Genomic DNA, 15,073 nt, shown 5'->3' on the forward strand with positions numbered 1-15,073 from the left:
CATATAAAAAAGAGAGGGTTGCACCCTCCCCCTTCTACTGTTCTTCGCTCATCATCTCATCAAATGCAGCCGACACCTTTTCAAATTCATCATCAGATTCAATCGCGGCCAGGTCACCTTCTTCATCCACTTTCAGAAAAAAGATATCGATGTCCTCGTCTGTTTCTTCCTGAAGGTCTTCAACAAAACTTACTGCTGCATAGTCTGTCCCTTCAATTGTCACCGTTCCAATCACTTCAACTTCCTGTTCTGCATCATTTTCGTCACTGATCAGGAAAACTTCCCCGACTTCGATTTTTTCCATGATTGTTCCCCCTATCTTTTATGAAATGCCTGCCCGCACTAACAAGTACATGTTCGCAAGCATAACGACTATCATTGACATTTTCCCCTAAACTGAGGACTTCAAAACGAAAGATCACCTAAATAAAAAAGCAGAAATGTGTTTTTTATTTTGCTGATAGACATTCCTTCCTAGTTCTGCCAACTCCTCCATATAAGTAAAGTCATCAAAAGGGATTTCCTGTGAGAGCTCTTTATTCAAGCGCAAGTAATGGCCGCCAAGCAACAGCCGGCAATGGTATGACACAGATTCGGAAGATAAATCCATTGCCAGGTCCAACAATTTTGGCGTAACCTTCATGGATGGAAAATGAAATGGCAGCCACTGTCGGATTCCCCAATGGGATTCTTGCTCCTTGGTGAAATCGATATTTTGCAATCCTGTTCCAATGGAAAAGATTTTAATTTCAGCCAAATCTGCCTTAAAATGATGCAGTGCCTCTGTAACCCCCACAAGTGATGGATTATTGGCCCACAACCCGCCATCGATGGACAGATATTGATTATTGACATTGTTAGGCGGAAAATAGATGGGCGCAGAGCAGGAGGATAAAACCGCATCCCATAATTTTATTGAGAGTTCTTCCTCCTCTGCAAATCCATAATCCGACCGATGAACATACGGCTTTCCATGTGTAATATCTACCGCCGGAATGACGAGTGGTTTCCTTATGTCACTAAGCGCGAATTCATGAAAAGCTTTCTTGAGCAATCTTCTCAGATAACGATCGCTGTACACACTCTTGAAATAACCTACCTTCGCTTTTCTATCGAAGATTTTCTCCCCATACGTCTGATAACTTTCCATCACTTCCTGCATTGGTTTACCTAAAGCAGCAGAGGCTGCAATGATGGCCCCGGTACTGGTACCTGCAATCAAATCAAATAAATCCCCCACTGGCTTTCCGTACTCTTCCTCTATTGCCTGTAAAATTGCAATCGGGAACACACCTCTTACCCCACCGCCATCAATACATAACAGTTTCATGTGAATCCCCCGATTTGTCCATATTATTTTCATCCTTCCCTATCATGCCGAACAATATGAAAGAATCCTTTTAATAAGGCTTTTCTCACAAGAACTGTTGCTTTTGAACATATAACCGCATCCCTAGTTAACCAAGAGAGCCTTCATAAAAGAAGAGCCGGCCTATACAGGGCCAGCTCCTCGTTGTACTGCTTATGAAACTTTCTCATTATCCGGCTTGTAGGAATACTCCTCTTCCCAAAACTCCGCATTTTTTATGCCAAGTTTTTTGGAGTTGAAAACTGGATCAAGTCCCTGTTTTTTCTGTTCCTCATAATCCTTGAGAGCCAGCAAGGCTGGTTTGGCCAGAAGGACAATGGCAATAAGGTTAAGCCATACCATCAATCCAAGTCCTACGTCCCCAAGCGCCCATGCAAGTGCCGCTTCCTTTACCGCTCCATAGAATGTAGCTGCTAGGATAACTACCTTCAGAATAAACATTGGCACCTTGCCATTTCTTCCTCTTAGAAGGTAGGCAATATTTGTTTCAGCCATGTAATAATAAGCCATGATTGTTGTGAAAGCGAAGAAGAATAGTGCTACTGCGACGAATTCTGCTCCAAAGCCTGGAAGAACGGAATCAACCGCTGCCTGGGTATATCCTGGCCCTGCCTCCACACCTTTCAAGTTTTCAACAAGGAAGCCTCCGTCTGCACCGACAGTATTGAACATGCCTGTGAAGAGAATCATGAATGCTGTTGCCGAACATACGAATAAAGTATCAATATAAACAGAGAATGCCTGGACAAGACCTTGTTTTGCAGGGTGAGAAACCTCCGCTGCTGCTGCTGCGTGAGGACCAGTACCCTGTCCTGCTTCATTGGAATAAATACCGCGTTTTACGCCCCACGCGATTGCGCTGCCAAGAATACCGCCAAACATAGAGTCAGCACCAAATGCACTCTTGAAAATCAAGCTGAAGACAGCTGGAACTTCAGAGATATTCATACCGATAATAACAAGAGCAACCAGAATATAGCCGACAGCCATGAATGGAACTGTATACTGTGCTACTGTAGCGATCCTTTTGACACCGCCAAAAATAATCAGAGCAAGAAGAGCGATTACGACCAATCCTGTTACTGTCTTGCTGATGCCGAAAGCGTTTTCCAAACCTAATGCAATGGAGTTGGACTGGATGCCTGGCATTAACAGCGACATTGCCAGAAGTGCAGCAATGGCAAACGCAATGGCGAACCATCTGATTCCAAGCCCTTTTTCAATATAATAGGCTGGACCCCCACGATAAAGACCATCTTGTTTTACCTTGTAGATTTGCGCTAAAGTTGATTCCACAAATGCACTTCCTGCACCGATAAATGCAATCGTCCACATCCAGAAAACAGCTCCCGGACCACCCATCGCAATTGCTGTTGCCGTACCAGCAATGTTACCAGTTCCTACACGGCCAGATAAAGCAATAGATAAGGCCTGAAAAGATGAAACACCCGCATCGGAACTTCTGCCCTTGAACATGAGCATAACCATGTCCTTAATGTGTCTTACCTGCAAGAATCGTGTCAGGATGGAGAAGAGCAACCCTATTCCCAAAATGGTATAGATGACTGGTGTGCTCCATAAAACCCCATTTAACCAATTAATAAAAGCTTCCAAATGAATCCCCCTTTACAAAATTGATTTCTTTCTATTTTGAATTATAAGACAATTATCTCGGAAGGACAATCAAAATGTGATATTTAACAGAAAACTATTTTTACGCCTGTACAAAAACACCCTCTCACTGGGTAAGAGGGTGCGACTGGGTCATTTAGAATACACTACATGGTGCTTTTTTCGCGGAGGATTGGCATTGTACAGCAGCGGAATGATCCCCCGGATTTTATGATTTCGGTAATATCCACTTCAATCACTTCAAATCCCTTATTTCGCAGCTGTTCATTTACTCCTTTATTGACGGGAAGGCTGAATATGCGTTTATTACCTATGCACAGTACGTTTGTTCCTAAGGTAAACTGCTCCTCTTCACTTACATCAATCAACTCATATTTTGAACTGAACAGCTCAATATCTTCCTGAGTTAAAGCAGGGCGATAGATCAATGCAACATCCTGGGACACCACATTAAAGACACAGTCCAAATGCAGATATTCAGCTTTGAAAGGAATTGCGCGCACTTCGAATTGCGGGAGAAGTGCTTGTAAATGATCAGCTGCTTGTTGATTCGTCCGATTGCTTAGTCCAACATAGACCGTATCCTGGTCAATGACAACATCTCCGCCTTCAACCTGGTCGCCAAGCAGATTATAATAGGAAATTTCCTCGTCCTCAAGCCATTGCTTCAGTACGTCTTCCTCTCCTTTACGAACTTCACTCGCCATTTCGGCCACGAAAATGGTTTGCCCCAGGGTAAACCCGATATCTCGTGTAAACACTTGCTCAGGGTACTTTTTATGATATGGAAGCAAGATGACTTCCACTCCATTTTTTCTCAGGGTACTGACGAATTCATTATGCTGCTCCAAGGCCACCTCTATATGTATCCCTTCATCCTTAAAATGTTTTTGCGTTTCATTTATTACCTCACGGATTGTCATATATTGGGGACTGCACAGGATGACCTTCTTAAGGACATCGTATTCATTTTTGACCCATCCTCTATTTTCAGGCTGGCTGTTGTGTTCCATCCTCATTCCTCCTTTGACAAATCATTATAGGTTTTCCTTTTTCTCATTCATTCATTACCTCGAATGCAAAATCCGGTCAGAAATCCTCACACATTCACTGATTTTCCCTGGGGAATTGAGTACGATTGGTAAATCAAGAGTTAGGTGGGATTAACATGAATACACAAAAAGATGATTTTACCCTGGCACATTTGCTGGTCTTTCTTGATCTCCTAAGGGATGAAATTTACGAGGAACTTTTAAAGAAGCATGGCAATGAGGCAATCGAGTTGTTGCGCAATGTTCAAAATGAACTTTAATAAGGAGGCGCTGCCAATGTCTATCTTTTTGCGGTCTGCCATAGATAAACTAAAGGAACATTATATTCAGCACTTGCTTAATTCAGGTATGACGAATATGAGTGAAACGGAATTAAAAAAGATGACTGTTACTGAACTTAAAGATCTACTCAATCGTGAGATTAAGTGCACGAAAAATTAAAAATCTTTGCAAAATCAGTTTCATGTGAGAAAATATAACATAAACTAAAACAACTTTACTAAAGTGTGGTGTTAAGCTTGGCAAATGAGTCTTCCTATAAAGAGAAAAAAGTAATAACAATTGGAATCGTCAAGGAATTGACCGGACTTTCTGAACGGCAGATCCGTTATTACGAGGAACGGAAATTAATCTTCCCTGACCGCACTCCAGGCGGCAGCAGGAGATATTCTTTTGCTGATGTAGAGCAGCTTGTAGAGATAGCAAATAAAATTGAAGATGGCGTCCAAACCTATGAAATACGTCAGGAAATGATCAGGGATAAGAAACACAAAGATGCAGAAGCACACAAGAAAATGATTCAAGGCCAGCTCAACGCTAGATTTGGCGTCCGCAAACACTGACCTTCCGGAATGGAAGGTCTTATTTTTTCAAAAACAATGTTAGGTTTCCTTACACGGTTGTAGTTATCCAGTACTTTTAATGCGAGAATACAAACTACAAATCACTATTTGAAAGGGGAACAAAAATGGATACATTGTTTTTGATGAACAGTATGTGGGTCATGATTTCTGGTGTTTTGGTCATTTTGATGATCGGAGGCTTTATCCTGTTAGAAACTGGTTCGACAAGAATGAAGAACGCAGGCCATATTGCCGGAAAAACCATCCTGACATTCGGAATATCCTCGCTTGTTTTCTGGGCAGTGGGCTATGGACTTATTTTCGGAGAAGGAAACTCGATCATTGGTTTTTCCGACTTTTTCTATTCCGGCTATGAAGTTGAAGGGTTAGGGCTTTCTGGTTCCGTTTTCTTTTTATTCCAGCTTGCTTTCGCCGGAATATCATTGACCATTGCATTTGGCGGATTTGCTGAAAGAGCTAAACTGTCGGTCTATCTCATTTTCGCACTTCTTTTCTCTATTATTGTCTATCCTTTCGTCGCTCATTGGATCTGGGGCGGAGGCTGGCTTGCAGAACACGGGAAACAGGATTTCGCAGGCTCGACCGTTGTCCATCTTACCGGGGCTATGGCAGCACTGGCAGCGACCATTCTGCTTAAGCCCCGCATAGGCAAATTCAACAAAGATGGTTCAGCAAATAATATCGAGGGACATAATCAGGTTTTTACGGCCTTAAGTGTTCTGTTGTTATGGGTAGGATGGTTCGGTTTCAATGCAGGAAGCACGGTTTCAGTGGATGGTGCATTTTTCGGGTTTGTCGCACTTAACACAAATCTTGCCGCAGCAGCAGGAACAGTCGCAGCCCTCCTGATTTCATGGATTGTCGTCGGCAAAGCAGATGTACCCATGATGCTTAACGGCGCACTGGCAGGACTTGTCGCCATCACTGCCTCCTGTGCATTTGTTGATACCTGGGCGGCAGTTGTCATTGGTCTGGTTGCTGGAATCCTTGTATTCTACAGTATCCGGTTCTTTGAAAGCAGAAAGATAGATGACCCAATCTTTGCGTTATCTGTGCACGGAACAGCTGGGGTGTGGGGTACATTATCGACAGGCTTGTTTGCCACCCCTGAGCTGGCGACTGTTGGGGAACCAGGCTTGTTCTATGGCGGCGGATTAGCGCAACTGGGGGTTCAGGCACTGGGTGTAGCAGCGTCCGGTACCTTCGCTTTCCTTGTTTCGTTCATTATTCTATTGGTCATGAAAACAGCCATGAACGGGCTGCGAGTAACCGAAGAGGAAGAAATCATCGGTCTCGATCTCAGCGAGCACGGAAGCTACGGTTATCCTGAATTGGTGAATAATGAAGCCGCCAAAAGCATTAAAAACGCAAATAACACCCCTTCCCCTCTAGCTGTACAGCAGTCAACAGTCAATTAGGGTCGGCATGATACGGCGGTCCCTCGTATGGGCCAGCCGTATTTTTTTATAGTGAAAGGCGGGATAAACAGTCGATGGAAATGAAAACTTTTGAGGAAATAAGTGAGTTTCGCTGGAAAACAATCAACGATTTGGTTTTGGAGCATGAAAACCTGAATAAGTTCCATGATGTCATCTATGGCTATATCATATCAGCAGCAATATCAAGGCTTACCTTGAGACACGGCAAGCCTCCTTCCCCATTCTGTTTCTTTGTGATGGGAAGCGCAGGAAGATTGGAGCAATCCATTTGGAGTGATCAGGACCATGGAATTGCCTTTGAAGATGACTCAAAACACCATCTTACGTATTTCTTGCACTTGGGTTCAGAAATCTCTGCAGGATTAGAGCAAGCCGGGTATAAAAAATGCAGTGGAGATGTAATGGCGAGCAATCCACTTTGGTGTAAATCCCGTGCCGAATGGCAACAACAAGTCCAGCACTGGACCAGCACCATTTCTTGGGAGTCTATCAGGCATTTGCTTATTCTTGCCGACGCCAGGCCTGTTTTTGGAGAATCAAGTTTACTCCATTTAATAAAAGAGAACACAGCTAACTCTGTAAAAAGTGAAAAGCTGCTAACAAGAATGCTTGAAAATACGATGCATTCCAAAAAAGGAATCGGGGTGCTTGGCCAATTGCTTGTTGAGACCCATGGCCCCTTTTCTGGCTGTATCAATATTAAGGAAACGGCTATTTTACCATTTGTCAATGCAGCCAGGCTGCTCTCCTTTTACTGCGGCATAGAATCAACTGATACTCGAACTAGAATCAGCTCCGTTCCTGATTCCATTATTGCTCCCCAGGAGAAAAAATACTATATCGAAAACTTCAACGCACTACTATCTTTCAGACTTGCCCATGCTCTTCAAACGGATTATGAAAGCGGCCATTTTATAAGGGTAGAACATTTATCCAAGGAAGATAAAAAGGAACTCAAGCAGATCCTTAAGGCAGGGAAAGAGTTACATGATAAAACCAGCAGACTGATTGAAAGGAGGATACAGTGATTGTTAGGGAATAATATGATCCGTTTTTTCAGTCAGATGACCGGCAGGCTTGGGTCTAACATCTACGCAGGAGTGCCAGTTTCTGCAAACCCGCAGCAACTTTCATTCTTAAGGCAGCTGCAAAAAGAGATGAAAAATAAAGACGTACTTGATTGCCCCCTGGATAAATTACAGGTTACAGTCTTTGATCTCGAAACGACAGGCTTTTACCCTGAAAAAGGAGATGCAATCATCTCCATAGGGGCAGTGAAGGTGACAGGGTCTCTTATAAAAGAAAATGAAGTTTTCTATTCTTTAGTGAATCCGCATAGAACCATACCAGAAGAAGTGTCCCTTTTAACAAAAATAAACGACGGCATGCTGCAGACAGCCCCTGATGAGGCTGAGGTGTTGCTGAAATTCCTCGATTTCATAGGCAGCAATGTATTAGTGGCCCACCACGCAAAGCATGAAGAAGCATTTATGAAGAAAGCTTACCGCAGCCTCCTCCCTTTCAAATTCGATCGCAGAATAATTGATACATCTTTTTTAAGGAGAATACATCATCCTTTTGCTCCCTCCAAGCCGTTGGAAAAAATCTGCGAAGAGTACGGTTTTGAGACGAACAATCGGCACCATGCCCTCGCTGATGCTAAAATGGCCGCACGATTGTGGTCCCATGATTTAAGAATGGCCGAGGAAAAGGGATATAAAAATTTGCGGGAGGTGTACGAATACCTTTCCAGGTTAAGATAGCAAAACCCCTTTTCCGCTTCTTCCTCCACCCTATCCTCATTTCACACATCTCGAATCATTTTATTTTGATTACCGAAAGATAATTGATACTATGATATAGACAGATACAGGGAATAGTAAAAATGTTTCTTTCCTGCTTCAATTTATTCAAAAAAGGAAGATGAAAATGACAGACTCTAAACGGTTGAACGATATAAAATATTCAATCCTGGATCTTTCGCCAATCATTGAGGGCGGCACAGCAGGAGATGCTTTCAAGAATACATTGGACCTTGCACAGCATGCTGAGAAATGGGGCTACAATCGCTATTGGCTGGCGGAACACCATAACATGCCTGGAATCGCCAGCTCAGCTACTTCGGTGGTCATTGGTCATGTCGCAGCTGGAACTAGCACCATCAGGGTCGGCTCTGGCGGAATCATGCTTCCAAACCATGCACCACTTGTCATTGCTGAGCAATTTGGGACGCTTGAATCTTTATTTCCTAGACGGATTGATCTTGGACTCGGGCGTGCACCTGGTACCGATCAGGTGACAGCTTATGCTTTAAGGCGGGAAAGGCGCAATGATGGCCAGGATTTCCCAGAACAGCTTGATGAATTACGAGCTTACTTTAATCCTGAGCTTGATTCCCAATACCGCAGTGTCAGGGCCATACCTGGTGAGGGACTGAACATTCCGATCTGGCTTCTTGGATCAAGCGGCTATAGCGCACAGCTTGCAGGACAACTCGGATTGCCTTTTTCATTCGCCAGCCACTTTTCACCAGAGAATACATTGGGTGCATTAAAACTCTATCGCAGGAACTTCCAGCCATCAGAGGTACTGCAGGAACCGTATGCCATGGTAGGAGTAAATGTCATTGCCGCTGAAACGGATGAGGAAGCGCAATTCCTGGCAACCTCCATGCAACAACAGTTCTTGAATCTGTTCAGGAATAATCCAAGCCCTCTGCTCCCTCCGGTCAGAAATTTGGAAAATCAGTTGAGCGAGCATGAAAAAATGCTCCTTGACAGCAGGATCGGGGCCTCTATCGTCGGCAGCCGTGAAACGGTAAGAATAAAGCTCCAGCAATTCCTTGACGAAACACAGGCAGATGAAATGATCATCAATGCCCAGATTTTTGATCATCATGCAAGGCTGAAGTCGTTTGAAATCATAGCCGATGTTTTTAAAGAAAAATATTAAAGGAGAAGGGCATCTAGATCCTTCTCTTTTCCCCATATATCAGAAAGGCCCTATCTGCAATCATTTAATTCCAAAAAAAGAATGTTATATCCCCTCTCTCTATACTTCAAACTCCAATTATTTTCATTCTCTTTTTACACGGGTTCTCACCATATTTTTTATTTTCAGAAAAAAGGCCTTCCTTTGTAGGTATATATATAAACTCTTGTGACTTATCAGAACTGGTCAGCATAGTCTAATACGACGATATTTACAAAGGGAGAGATGGAGATGGCAGATGATAAAAAGCCTAACGGAATTCCAAACAGTATTATTGACTTGCTCGTAAATGACCTGTTCAAGAAAAACGGCATCAATACAGAAGATGTCAAGAGTAAAATAACAGAAGATAAAAAACAAGCAATCAGGGACTTAGTTGAGGATTTAAGTAAACAGGTAGACACTTTCTTAAACACAAGTAATTCAAAAAAGAATACTGATAAGTAGCCTAAATATAACGCTCTTAAAAAAGGGCGTTTTTTTTTTAAAAAATTAATAGGCTTCTAGTGAATATACACAATCTATCCTCCAGTAAAGCTAATATGATATTCCATACCAAGAAAAAGGGAGTGAGATAAATGGCAAGTAAGAATTACCATGAATTTGGCAAACCTCAGGGTTATGGGTACCACGGCGATAAATACGACGATGGTAAACATAAGTCTAATAAAGAAGATGGAGACGTAGTCCAGGATGGATTCCAGTTTTCCGGAATTGAGCAGGATTCTGACGAACTAATTTGGATTAAGGATTCCTGCAACATTTGTGTCCAAACAACAGACACACAGGCAGCAGTTTCTCTTCAGGTGGGCTTACAATTAGCAATCGCACTAGTCGTAAGCATTACTGTTGGAGATACAGACCGCGGCCGCAAAATTGCACAAGAGATTTCCCAGAAACTAGAATCTGAGCAAACAAACAAGCAAAAGATCATCATTAAAAACTCTAAGGATATCAATGTAACTACTACTGATACTGACTTGGCAGTCAATATCCAGGCGTTGCTTCAAGTTTTGGTTGCTGTTGTAGTAAAGCTGGACGTATTGTAATTTAACTTTTAAAAAAAGAGGTGAAAAAAATGAGTGAAGATAAAAAGTGGAGAGCTTTGGATCACTGCGATAAAGGAAAAGACAAATGCGATGACGGAGCAACAGTTTTGCAAGACGGTGACCAAATTATGAAAACTGACCAACAGTCCTTCGAATGGATCATTATTAAAGATTCTGAAGGTGTTGATGTACAAACGACTGATACACAAGCGGCTGTCTCCTTACAGTTAGGACTTCAAGCTGCTATTGCAGCAGTCATCAGCATCACTATCGGCGATACCGATCGTGGAAATGCTGTTGTGCAGGATATCAAACAAGTTATGAAGACTAAACAAAGAAACACTCAAAAAACAATTATTGAAAGCTCCAAACATGTAAAGGTAACAACTACTGATACAGATGTTGCTGTCAACATTCAAGCCCTTCTGCAAATCCTGATTGCTGTAGTCGTCAAATTGGATGTTCTTTAATAGCCAGACAGCTGAGAAGGAGGTTAAGGGATGGATAATCAAAACACCAAAGATATGGTCGAACAAATGCGCAAAATGAATGAACAGCTCATGGACAACCTGATGAGGCAACGACAATCAAAGCGAAACTACAAAAAACTTCAAGACAATTTAAACAATAGCCAGGGGAAAATGAGAGAGGCGTTGAAGCAACAATTTTCTCCGGAAAACATTCAGCCAAACTCTTCTCTCTCCAACATGCTTGATAAATTGTTAAATAATAAGTAACAAAAAGGCCTGTAACTTTTTAAAAGTCTACAGGCCTAAATATTTGGCAATTTTTTATTTGGCGGCATACATAAAGTGCAGCATAGAACTTGCTGCCAGTCTGCTGGTGATATCCCTAAAATCTTTTGACGGATCAATTTCCACAATATCCATTGCTAAAACTTTTTCATGACTGGCAGCCTCTGAAATACTGCACAAGAGCTCCCTGCTTGTAAGTCCACCTGGGCCAATAGCAGGGCAGCCGGGTGCAAAAGCCTGGTCAACTGCATCCATGTCTACTGATAAATAGATGAAATCAACAAGTCCTGACAACCGCTCAATCTCCCTCTTAATAATGTGAACAATACCTTCTGACTCTATATCTGCCATTGTATAGACAGCCACGCCTTTTTCTTTGGTATATTCATGATATTTCTTTGCATTGGCAAAGTCCCTTATACCAAGTTGGACAAGGTGATCTCTTTTAATAAAACCGCCTTCCAGCAAGCTTCTGAATGGGGTTCCATTCGTTCTGCCCCCATCTTCCAAATTTCGGACATCGTGGTGAGCATCCCATTGTATGACACCTACAGTTCCATACTTCTCTTGAAACGCCCTTATCGCTGGATAGCTTACTCCATGGTCTCCTCCCAGCAGGATATAGCGGTCACATACATCCTTATCAACCATTTCTTTGACACTCGTATACAGTCGCTTGATTGTCTCATCAGTACTGGTTGGATGTGTCAGCACATCCCCGAAGTCAATCATTTTTACATCCTTGTAGTCTTTTTCCTGTTCCCCTGAGTAAGTGGAAAAACCACTCAAGCAAGCCCTGATTGCTTTTGGTGCTTCTGCTGCCTGGGAAAATGAAATGGATGTTTTCGAAAAGGGCAGGCCAATCAACCCAATTTCTCCTTTTTCACCTTCCGTAAAAGGAACGATACATTCGTTGACTTTAGTTACATATTGATCTTTGAAGATCGCAGGTTTACCTGGCTCCAGATAACTGAAATTCCCCAAAAGGTATCCTCTCCCATATCATTTCTCCAGAAACAAATACTCTTTTCGCATGGTTAACGCCATAATGGTAAGGAATATATTTGTAGTTCGGCACATCCCATATGACGAAGTCTGCTTGTCTCCCTACATCCAATGTACCTGCTTCTTTGCCCCTGCCTATTGCGCATGCTGCATTAACTGTGACTGCATTCCAGATTTCTTCGGTTGTCATTTTTAATTTTAAAGCTGCAAGGGACATAATGAACTGAAGGTTTTCGGTCACACAGCTGCCAGGATTGAAATCTGTAGCAAGTGCAACCGCAGCACCTTCATCAATCATTTTCCTAGCCCTGGCATATTGGTCTTTTCCTAAATAGAAGGTCGTTCCTGGCAAGAGTACAGCTACCGTGTCACTTTCACTCAGCATTCTGATTCCTTCATCCGATGCTGCAACTAAATGATCTGCGCTCGCTGCCCCTAAGGATGAAGCTAATTCCGCCCCACCCAAAGGATCGATTTCATCTGCATGAATTTTTAATCCAAATCCTTTCTCTTTTGCTTTTTGTAAAAATACCCTCGACTGATCAATGGTAAAGACACCCGTTTCACAGAAAATATCTGCGAAGTCTGCCAGCTTCTTTTCCTTTATCTCTTCAAGTACATCCAACATTTCCAGCAAAAACTCATTTTCTTTCCCTTTATAAGCTGGAGGAATGGCGTGCGGTCCCAAAAACGTTGAGACTACGGAGATGGGATATTTCTCATTTAATTTATGGATTACACTTAGCTGCTTTAATTCCGTTTCTCTTTCCAGGCCATAACCACTTTTAGCTTCCATTGTTGTCACACCATGCGAGACCATACGCTCCAAATGGAAGCTTGCCTTTTCTACAAGGTCTTGAAGTGCAGCATTCTTCGTTGCCTCAACAGTAGATAAGATACCTCCGCCTCGAGCTAATATTTCCAGATAGGGTACTCCCTCTTGCTTCAGTGCCAGCTCATGCTCCCGAGAACCGCCGAACACCAAATGAGTATGCGGATCCACTAAACCCGGGGATACAACCTTTCCTTCAGCATCCAACTTTAACTTTGCATTGTAGCCTTCTGCTTCTGTGCTGCTTCCAATCCAGGCCACTTTTCCATCGTTTACTCCAAAAGCTGCCGACTCCCTTACAGCCAACTGCTTCATTTCTTCTCCTTTTAAAGCATTTCCAGTAAATCTGGGCAGAATAAGCTGCCCAATATTGTAGACAAGCAAATCAAAGTTCATATTAACCATCCTTTCCTATTGGCCTTATTTCAACATGGGAATGTCGACACCTTTATCCTTAGCAACATCTATTGCTTTTTCATACCCGGCGTCTGCATGGCGCACTATTCCCATCCCTGGGTCCGTTGTCAAAACCCTTCTTAACCTTTCTTCCGCCAAGTCGGTACCATCAGCTACTGCTACCATGCCGGCATGCAGAGAATAGCCCATTCCTACCCCGCCCCCATGGTGAACTGAAATCCACGATCCGCCAGCAGCGACATTTACAAGAGCATTAAGGATTGCCCAGTCCCCTACCGCATCACTGCCATCCTTCATGGCTTCTGTCTCACGGTTGGGCGAGGCCACTGAACCGCAATCCAAATGGTCTCTTCCTATTACGATTGGCGCCTTCAACTCCCCATTGCGCACTAATTCATTAATCGCTAATCCCATTTTTACCCTTTCACCATAACCAAGCCAGCAGATACGAGCGGGAAGCCCCTGGAACTCTACTTTTTCCTGGGCCATATCAATCCAGCGCTGAAGCGGTTCATTCTCGGGGAAGAGTTCCTTGATGAGCCGATCGGTACGATAAATATCCTGAGGGTCCCCTGACAAAGCGGCCCAGCGGAAGGGTCCCTTTCCTTCACAGAAAAGCGGACGGATATATGCAGGGACAAACCCAGGAAAGTCAAAAGCATTTGCTTCACCTTGGTCTTTGGCAACCTGTCGAATGTTATTTCCATAATCAAAAGTAACTGACCCTTTTCTCTGGAACTCGAGCATCGCAGCCACATGCTTAGTCATTGACAAAGAGGCTTGCTTAATATATTCATCAGGATTCTCTCTTCTAAGTTTTTCAGCTTCCTCAAGGGTGCATCCAACTGGAATGTAACCATTTAGGGGATCGTGAGCCGAGGTTTGGTCGGTTACGATATCTACCTTAAAGTTCCGCTCCAGCAATTCATAATGCACTTCTGCTGCATTTCCAACCAATCCGATTGATAAGGCTTCTCCTTTGTGCCTCGCCTCTGTCGCCCAGCTAATTGCCTCTTCAATCGATTCAGTCATTTTATCGCAATAACGTGTATCAATCCGCTTTTGGATTCTCTTAGGATCAACTTCGACTGCAATACAGACACCACCGTTCATGGTGACAGCAAGAGGTTGTGCACCTCCCATTCCTCCAAGACCTGCTGTCAAAGTAATGGTATTTTTCAATGAACCTCCAAAATGCTGTCTTGCTACCTCAGCAAACGTCTCATACGTTCCCTGCAAAATCCCTTGGGTGCCGATATAAATCCAGCTTCCTGCGGTCATTTGTCCATACATCATTAACCCTTTTTGATCGAGTTCATGGAAATGCTCCCAATTAGCCCATTTAGGCACCAGGACAGAATTGGATAATAATACTCTCGGGGCAGCTTGATGAGTTTTAAAAACAGCTACAGGCTTTCCAGATTGAACAAGCAACGTTTCATCATTCTCAAGGCGGCGCAGAGTATTTACAATCGCATCAAATGCCTCCCAATTTCTCGCTGCTTTCCCGATTCCGCCATATACCACCAAGTCTTCTGGCCTCTCCGCTACCTCGGGGTCCAGGTTATTGTAGAGCATTCTTAATGCTGCTTCCTGTTCCCACCCTTTGCATTCTAGCTCAAGCCCTATCTTGGCCTGTATTTTTCTGGTAGATTCTAATTTCATCCTC

The 15,073-nt window shown here is 43.2% G+C and carries 17 protein-coding genes; 10 read left to right on the top strand and 7 right to left on the bottom strand.

All coding sequences use genetic code 11. From position 1 onward, the window contains the following. Positions 1-34: 34 nt before the first annotated feature. The 4 genes from EJA10_RS14790 to EJA10_RS14805 all read right to left on the bottom strand — a co-directional run bounded on the left by EJA10_RS14790 (position 35) and on the right by EJA10_RS14805 (position 4,014). Positions 35-304 carry a DUF1292 domain-containing protein gene (locus EJA10_RS14790; protein WP_125480795.1) on the bottom strand — a complete coding sequence of 90 codons (270 nt, stop codon included), beginning with the start codon at positions 302-304 and terminating at the stop codon, positions 35-37. A 114-nt stretch (positions 305-418) separates the two neighbouring features. After that, the gene (locus EJA10_RS14795; RefSeq protein WP_125480796.1) at positions 419-1,330 is read right to left on the bottom strand and encodes a CBASS cGAMP-activated phospholipase; all 912 of its coding nucleotides are present in this window, start codon (positions 1,328-1,330) and stop codon (positions 419-421) included. A 192-nt stretch (positions 1,331-1,522) separates the two neighbouring features. Beyond that, a complete protein-coding gene (locus EJA10_RS14800; RefSeq protein ID WP_125480797.1) occupies positions 1,523-2,983 on the bottom strand; it encodes an alanine/glycine:cation symporter family protein in 1,461 nt (486 codons plus the stop codon). Between the two features lie 164 nt (positions 2,984-3,147). Continuing rightward, entirely contained in the window at positions 3,148-4,014 is an 867-nt protein-coding gene (locus tag EJA10_RS14805; protein WP_125480798.1) for a dimethylarginine dimethylaminohydrolase family protein, read from the bottom strand. Positions 4,015-4,169: 155 nt separating this feature from the next. Between EJA10_RS14805 and EJA10_RS23420 the strand changes: the two genes are divergently transcribed. The 10 genes from EJA10_RS23420 (at position 4,170) to EJA10_RS14855 (ending at position 11,132) form a co-directional block, all read left to right on the top strand. Continuing rightward, entirely contained in the window at positions 4,170-4,313 is a 144-nt protein-coding gene (locus EJA10_RS23420; protein ID WP_170169152.1) for a hypothetical protein, read from the top strand. Between the two features lie 258 nt (positions 4,314-4,571). Then, positions 4,572-4,895, top strand: coding sequence for a MerR family transcriptional regulator (locus EJA10_RS14815; protein ID WP_125480800.1), 324 nt, complete (start codon positions 4,572-4,574; stop codon positions 4,893-4,895). A 125-nt stretch (positions 4,896-5,020) separates the two neighbouring features. Continuing rightward, positions 5,021-6,334: an ammonium transporter gene (locus tag EJA10_RS14820; RefSeq protein ID WP_125480801.1), complete on the top strand. Its 1,314-nt coding sequence runs from the start codon at positions 5,021-5,023 to the stop codon at positions 6,332-6,334. A gap of 74 nt (positions 6,335-6,408) precedes the next feature. Then, positions 6,409-7,383 (top strand): DUF294 nucleotidyltransferase-like domain-containing protein, encoded by a 975-nt coding sequence (locus EJA10_RS14825; protein WP_246017808.1) that lies wholly within the window; start codon positions 6,409-6,411, stop codon positions 7,381-7,383. Then, positions 7,384-8,118: an exonuclease domain-containing protein gene (locus EJA10_RS14830; RefSeq protein WP_246017809.1), complete on the top strand. Its 735-nt coding sequence runs from the start codon at positions 7,384-7,386 to the stop codon at positions 8,116-8,118. A 166-nt stretch (positions 8,119-8,284) separates the two neighbouring features. Then, on the top strand, positions 8,285-9,307 hold the full coding sequence (locus EJA10_RS14835) for an LLM class flavin-dependent oxidoreductase (protein ID WP_125480802.1): 1,023 nt from the start codon (positions 8,285-8,287) through the stop codon (positions 9,305-9,307). Positions 9,308-9,577: 270 nt separating this feature from the next. Next, entirely contained in the window at positions 9,578-9,793 is a 216-nt protein-coding gene (locus tag EJA10_RS14840) for a spore coat protein (RefSeq protein WP_125480803.1), read from the top strand. Positions 9,794-9,924: 131 nt separating this feature from the next. Continuing rightward, a complete protein-coding gene (locus tag EJA10_RS14845) occupies positions 9,925-10,395 on the top strand; it encodes a spore coat protein (protein WP_125480804.1) in 471 nt (156 codons plus the stop codon). A gap of 29 nt (positions 10,396-10,424) precedes the next feature. Next, positions 10,425-10,865 (top strand): spore coat protein, encoded by a 441-nt coding sequence (locus tag EJA10_RS14850; RefSeq protein WP_125480805.1) that lies wholly within the window; start codon positions 10,425-10,427, stop codon positions 10,863-10,865. Positions 10,866-10,895: 30 nt separating this feature from the next. Next, on the top strand, positions 10,896-11,132 hold the full coding sequence (locus tag EJA10_RS14855; protein WP_125480806.1) for a hypothetical protein: 237 nt from the start codon (positions 10,896-10,898) through the stop codon (positions 11,130-11,132). Positions 11,133-11,186: 54 nt separating this feature from the next. Here the strand turns inward: EJA10_RS14855 and EJA10_RS14860 are convergent, their stop codons facing one another. The 3 genes from EJA10_RS14860 to hutU are packed head-to-tail and all read right to left on the bottom strand — an operon-like array spanning position 11,187 to position 15,069. After that, on the bottom strand, positions 11,187-12,134 hold the full coding sequence (locus EJA10_RS14860; RefSeq protein WP_125480807.1) for an agmatinase family protein: 948 nt from the start codon (positions 12,132-12,134) through the stop codon (positions 11,187-11,189). Further along, positions 12,103-13,383 (bottom strand): imidazolonepropionase, encoded by a 1,281-nt coding sequence (hutI, locus tag EJA10_RS14865; protein ID WP_125480808.1) that lies wholly within the window; start codon positions 13,381-13,383, stop codon positions 12,103-12,105. Before hutI ends, EJA10_RS14860 begins: the two co-directional genes overlap by 32 nt. A 24-nt stretch (positions 13,384-13,407) precedes the next feature. Continuing rightward, complete coding sequence (gene hutU, locus EJA10_RS14870) at positions 13,408-15,069, bottom strand: urocanate hydratase (protein WP_125480809.1); 1,662 nt, start codon at positions 15,067-15,069, stop codon at positions 13,408-13,410. Between the last annotated feature and the right edge of the window lie 4 nt (positions 15,070-15,073).

Origin of the sequence: Mesobacillus subterraneus (assembly GCF_003937825.1) — a bacterium.
Classification (GTDB): Bacteria; Bacillota; Bacilli; order Bacillales; family Cytobacillaceae; genus Mesobacillus; species Mesobacillus subterraneus.

What these genes read in the sequence shown, in the direction of transcription:
- hutU (WP_125480809.1), bottom strand. Translation starts at nt 15,069, where the DNA reads ATGAAATTAGAATCTACCAGAAAAATACAGGCCAAGATAGGGCTTGAG.
- EJA10_RS14850 (WP_125480805.1), top strand. Translation starts at nt 10,425, where the DNA reads ATGAGTGAAGATAAAAAGTGGAGAGCTTTGGATCACTGCGATAAAGGA.
- EJA10_RS14820 (WP_125480801.1), top strand. Translation starts at nt 5,021, where the DNA reads ATGGATACATTGTTTTTGATGAACAGTATGTGGGTCATGATTTCTGGT.
- EJA10_RS14795 (WP_125480796.1), bottom strand. Translation starts at nt 1,330, where the DNA reads ATGAAACTGTTATGTATTGATGGCGGTGGGGTAAGAGGTGTGTTCCCG.
- EJA10_RS14790 (WP_125480795.1), bottom strand. Translation starts at nt 304, where the DNA reads ATGGAAAAAATCGAAGTCGGGGAAGTTTTCCTGATCAGTGACGAAAAT.
- hutI (WP_125480808.1), bottom strand. Translation starts at nt 13,383, where the DNA reads ATGAACTTTGATTTGCTTGTCTACAATATTGGGCAGCTTATTCTGCCC.
- EJA10_RS14845 (WP_125480804.1), top strand. Translation starts at nt 9,925, where the DNA reads ATGGCAAGTAAGAATTACCATGAATTTGGCAAACCTCAGGGTTATGGG.
- EJA10_RS14835 (WP_125480802.1), top strand. Translation starts at nt 8,285, where the DNA reads ATGACAGACTCTAAACGGTTGAACGATATAAAATATTCAATCCTGGAT.
- EJA10_RS14825 (WP_246017808.1), top strand. Translation starts at nt 6,409, where the DNA reads ATGGAAATGAAAACTTTTGAGGAAATAAGTGAGTTTCGCTGGAAAACA.
- EJA10_RS23420 (WP_170169152.1), top strand. Translation starts at nt 4,170, where the DNA reads ATGAATACACAAAAAGATGATTTTACCCTGGCACATTTGCTGGTCTTT.
- EJA10_RS14855 (WP_125480806.1), top strand. Translation starts at nt 10,896, where the DNA reads ATGGATAATCAAAACACCAAAGATATGGTCGAACAAATGCGCAAAATG.
- EJA10_RS14840 (WP_125480803.1), top strand. Translation starts at nt 9,578, where the DNA reads ATGGCAGATGATAAAAAGCCTAACGGAATTCCAAACAGTATTATTGAC.
- EJA10_RS14805 (WP_125480798.1), bottom strand. Translation starts at nt 4,014, where the DNA reads ATGGAACACAACAGCCAGCCTGAAAATAGAGGATGGGTCAAAAATGAA.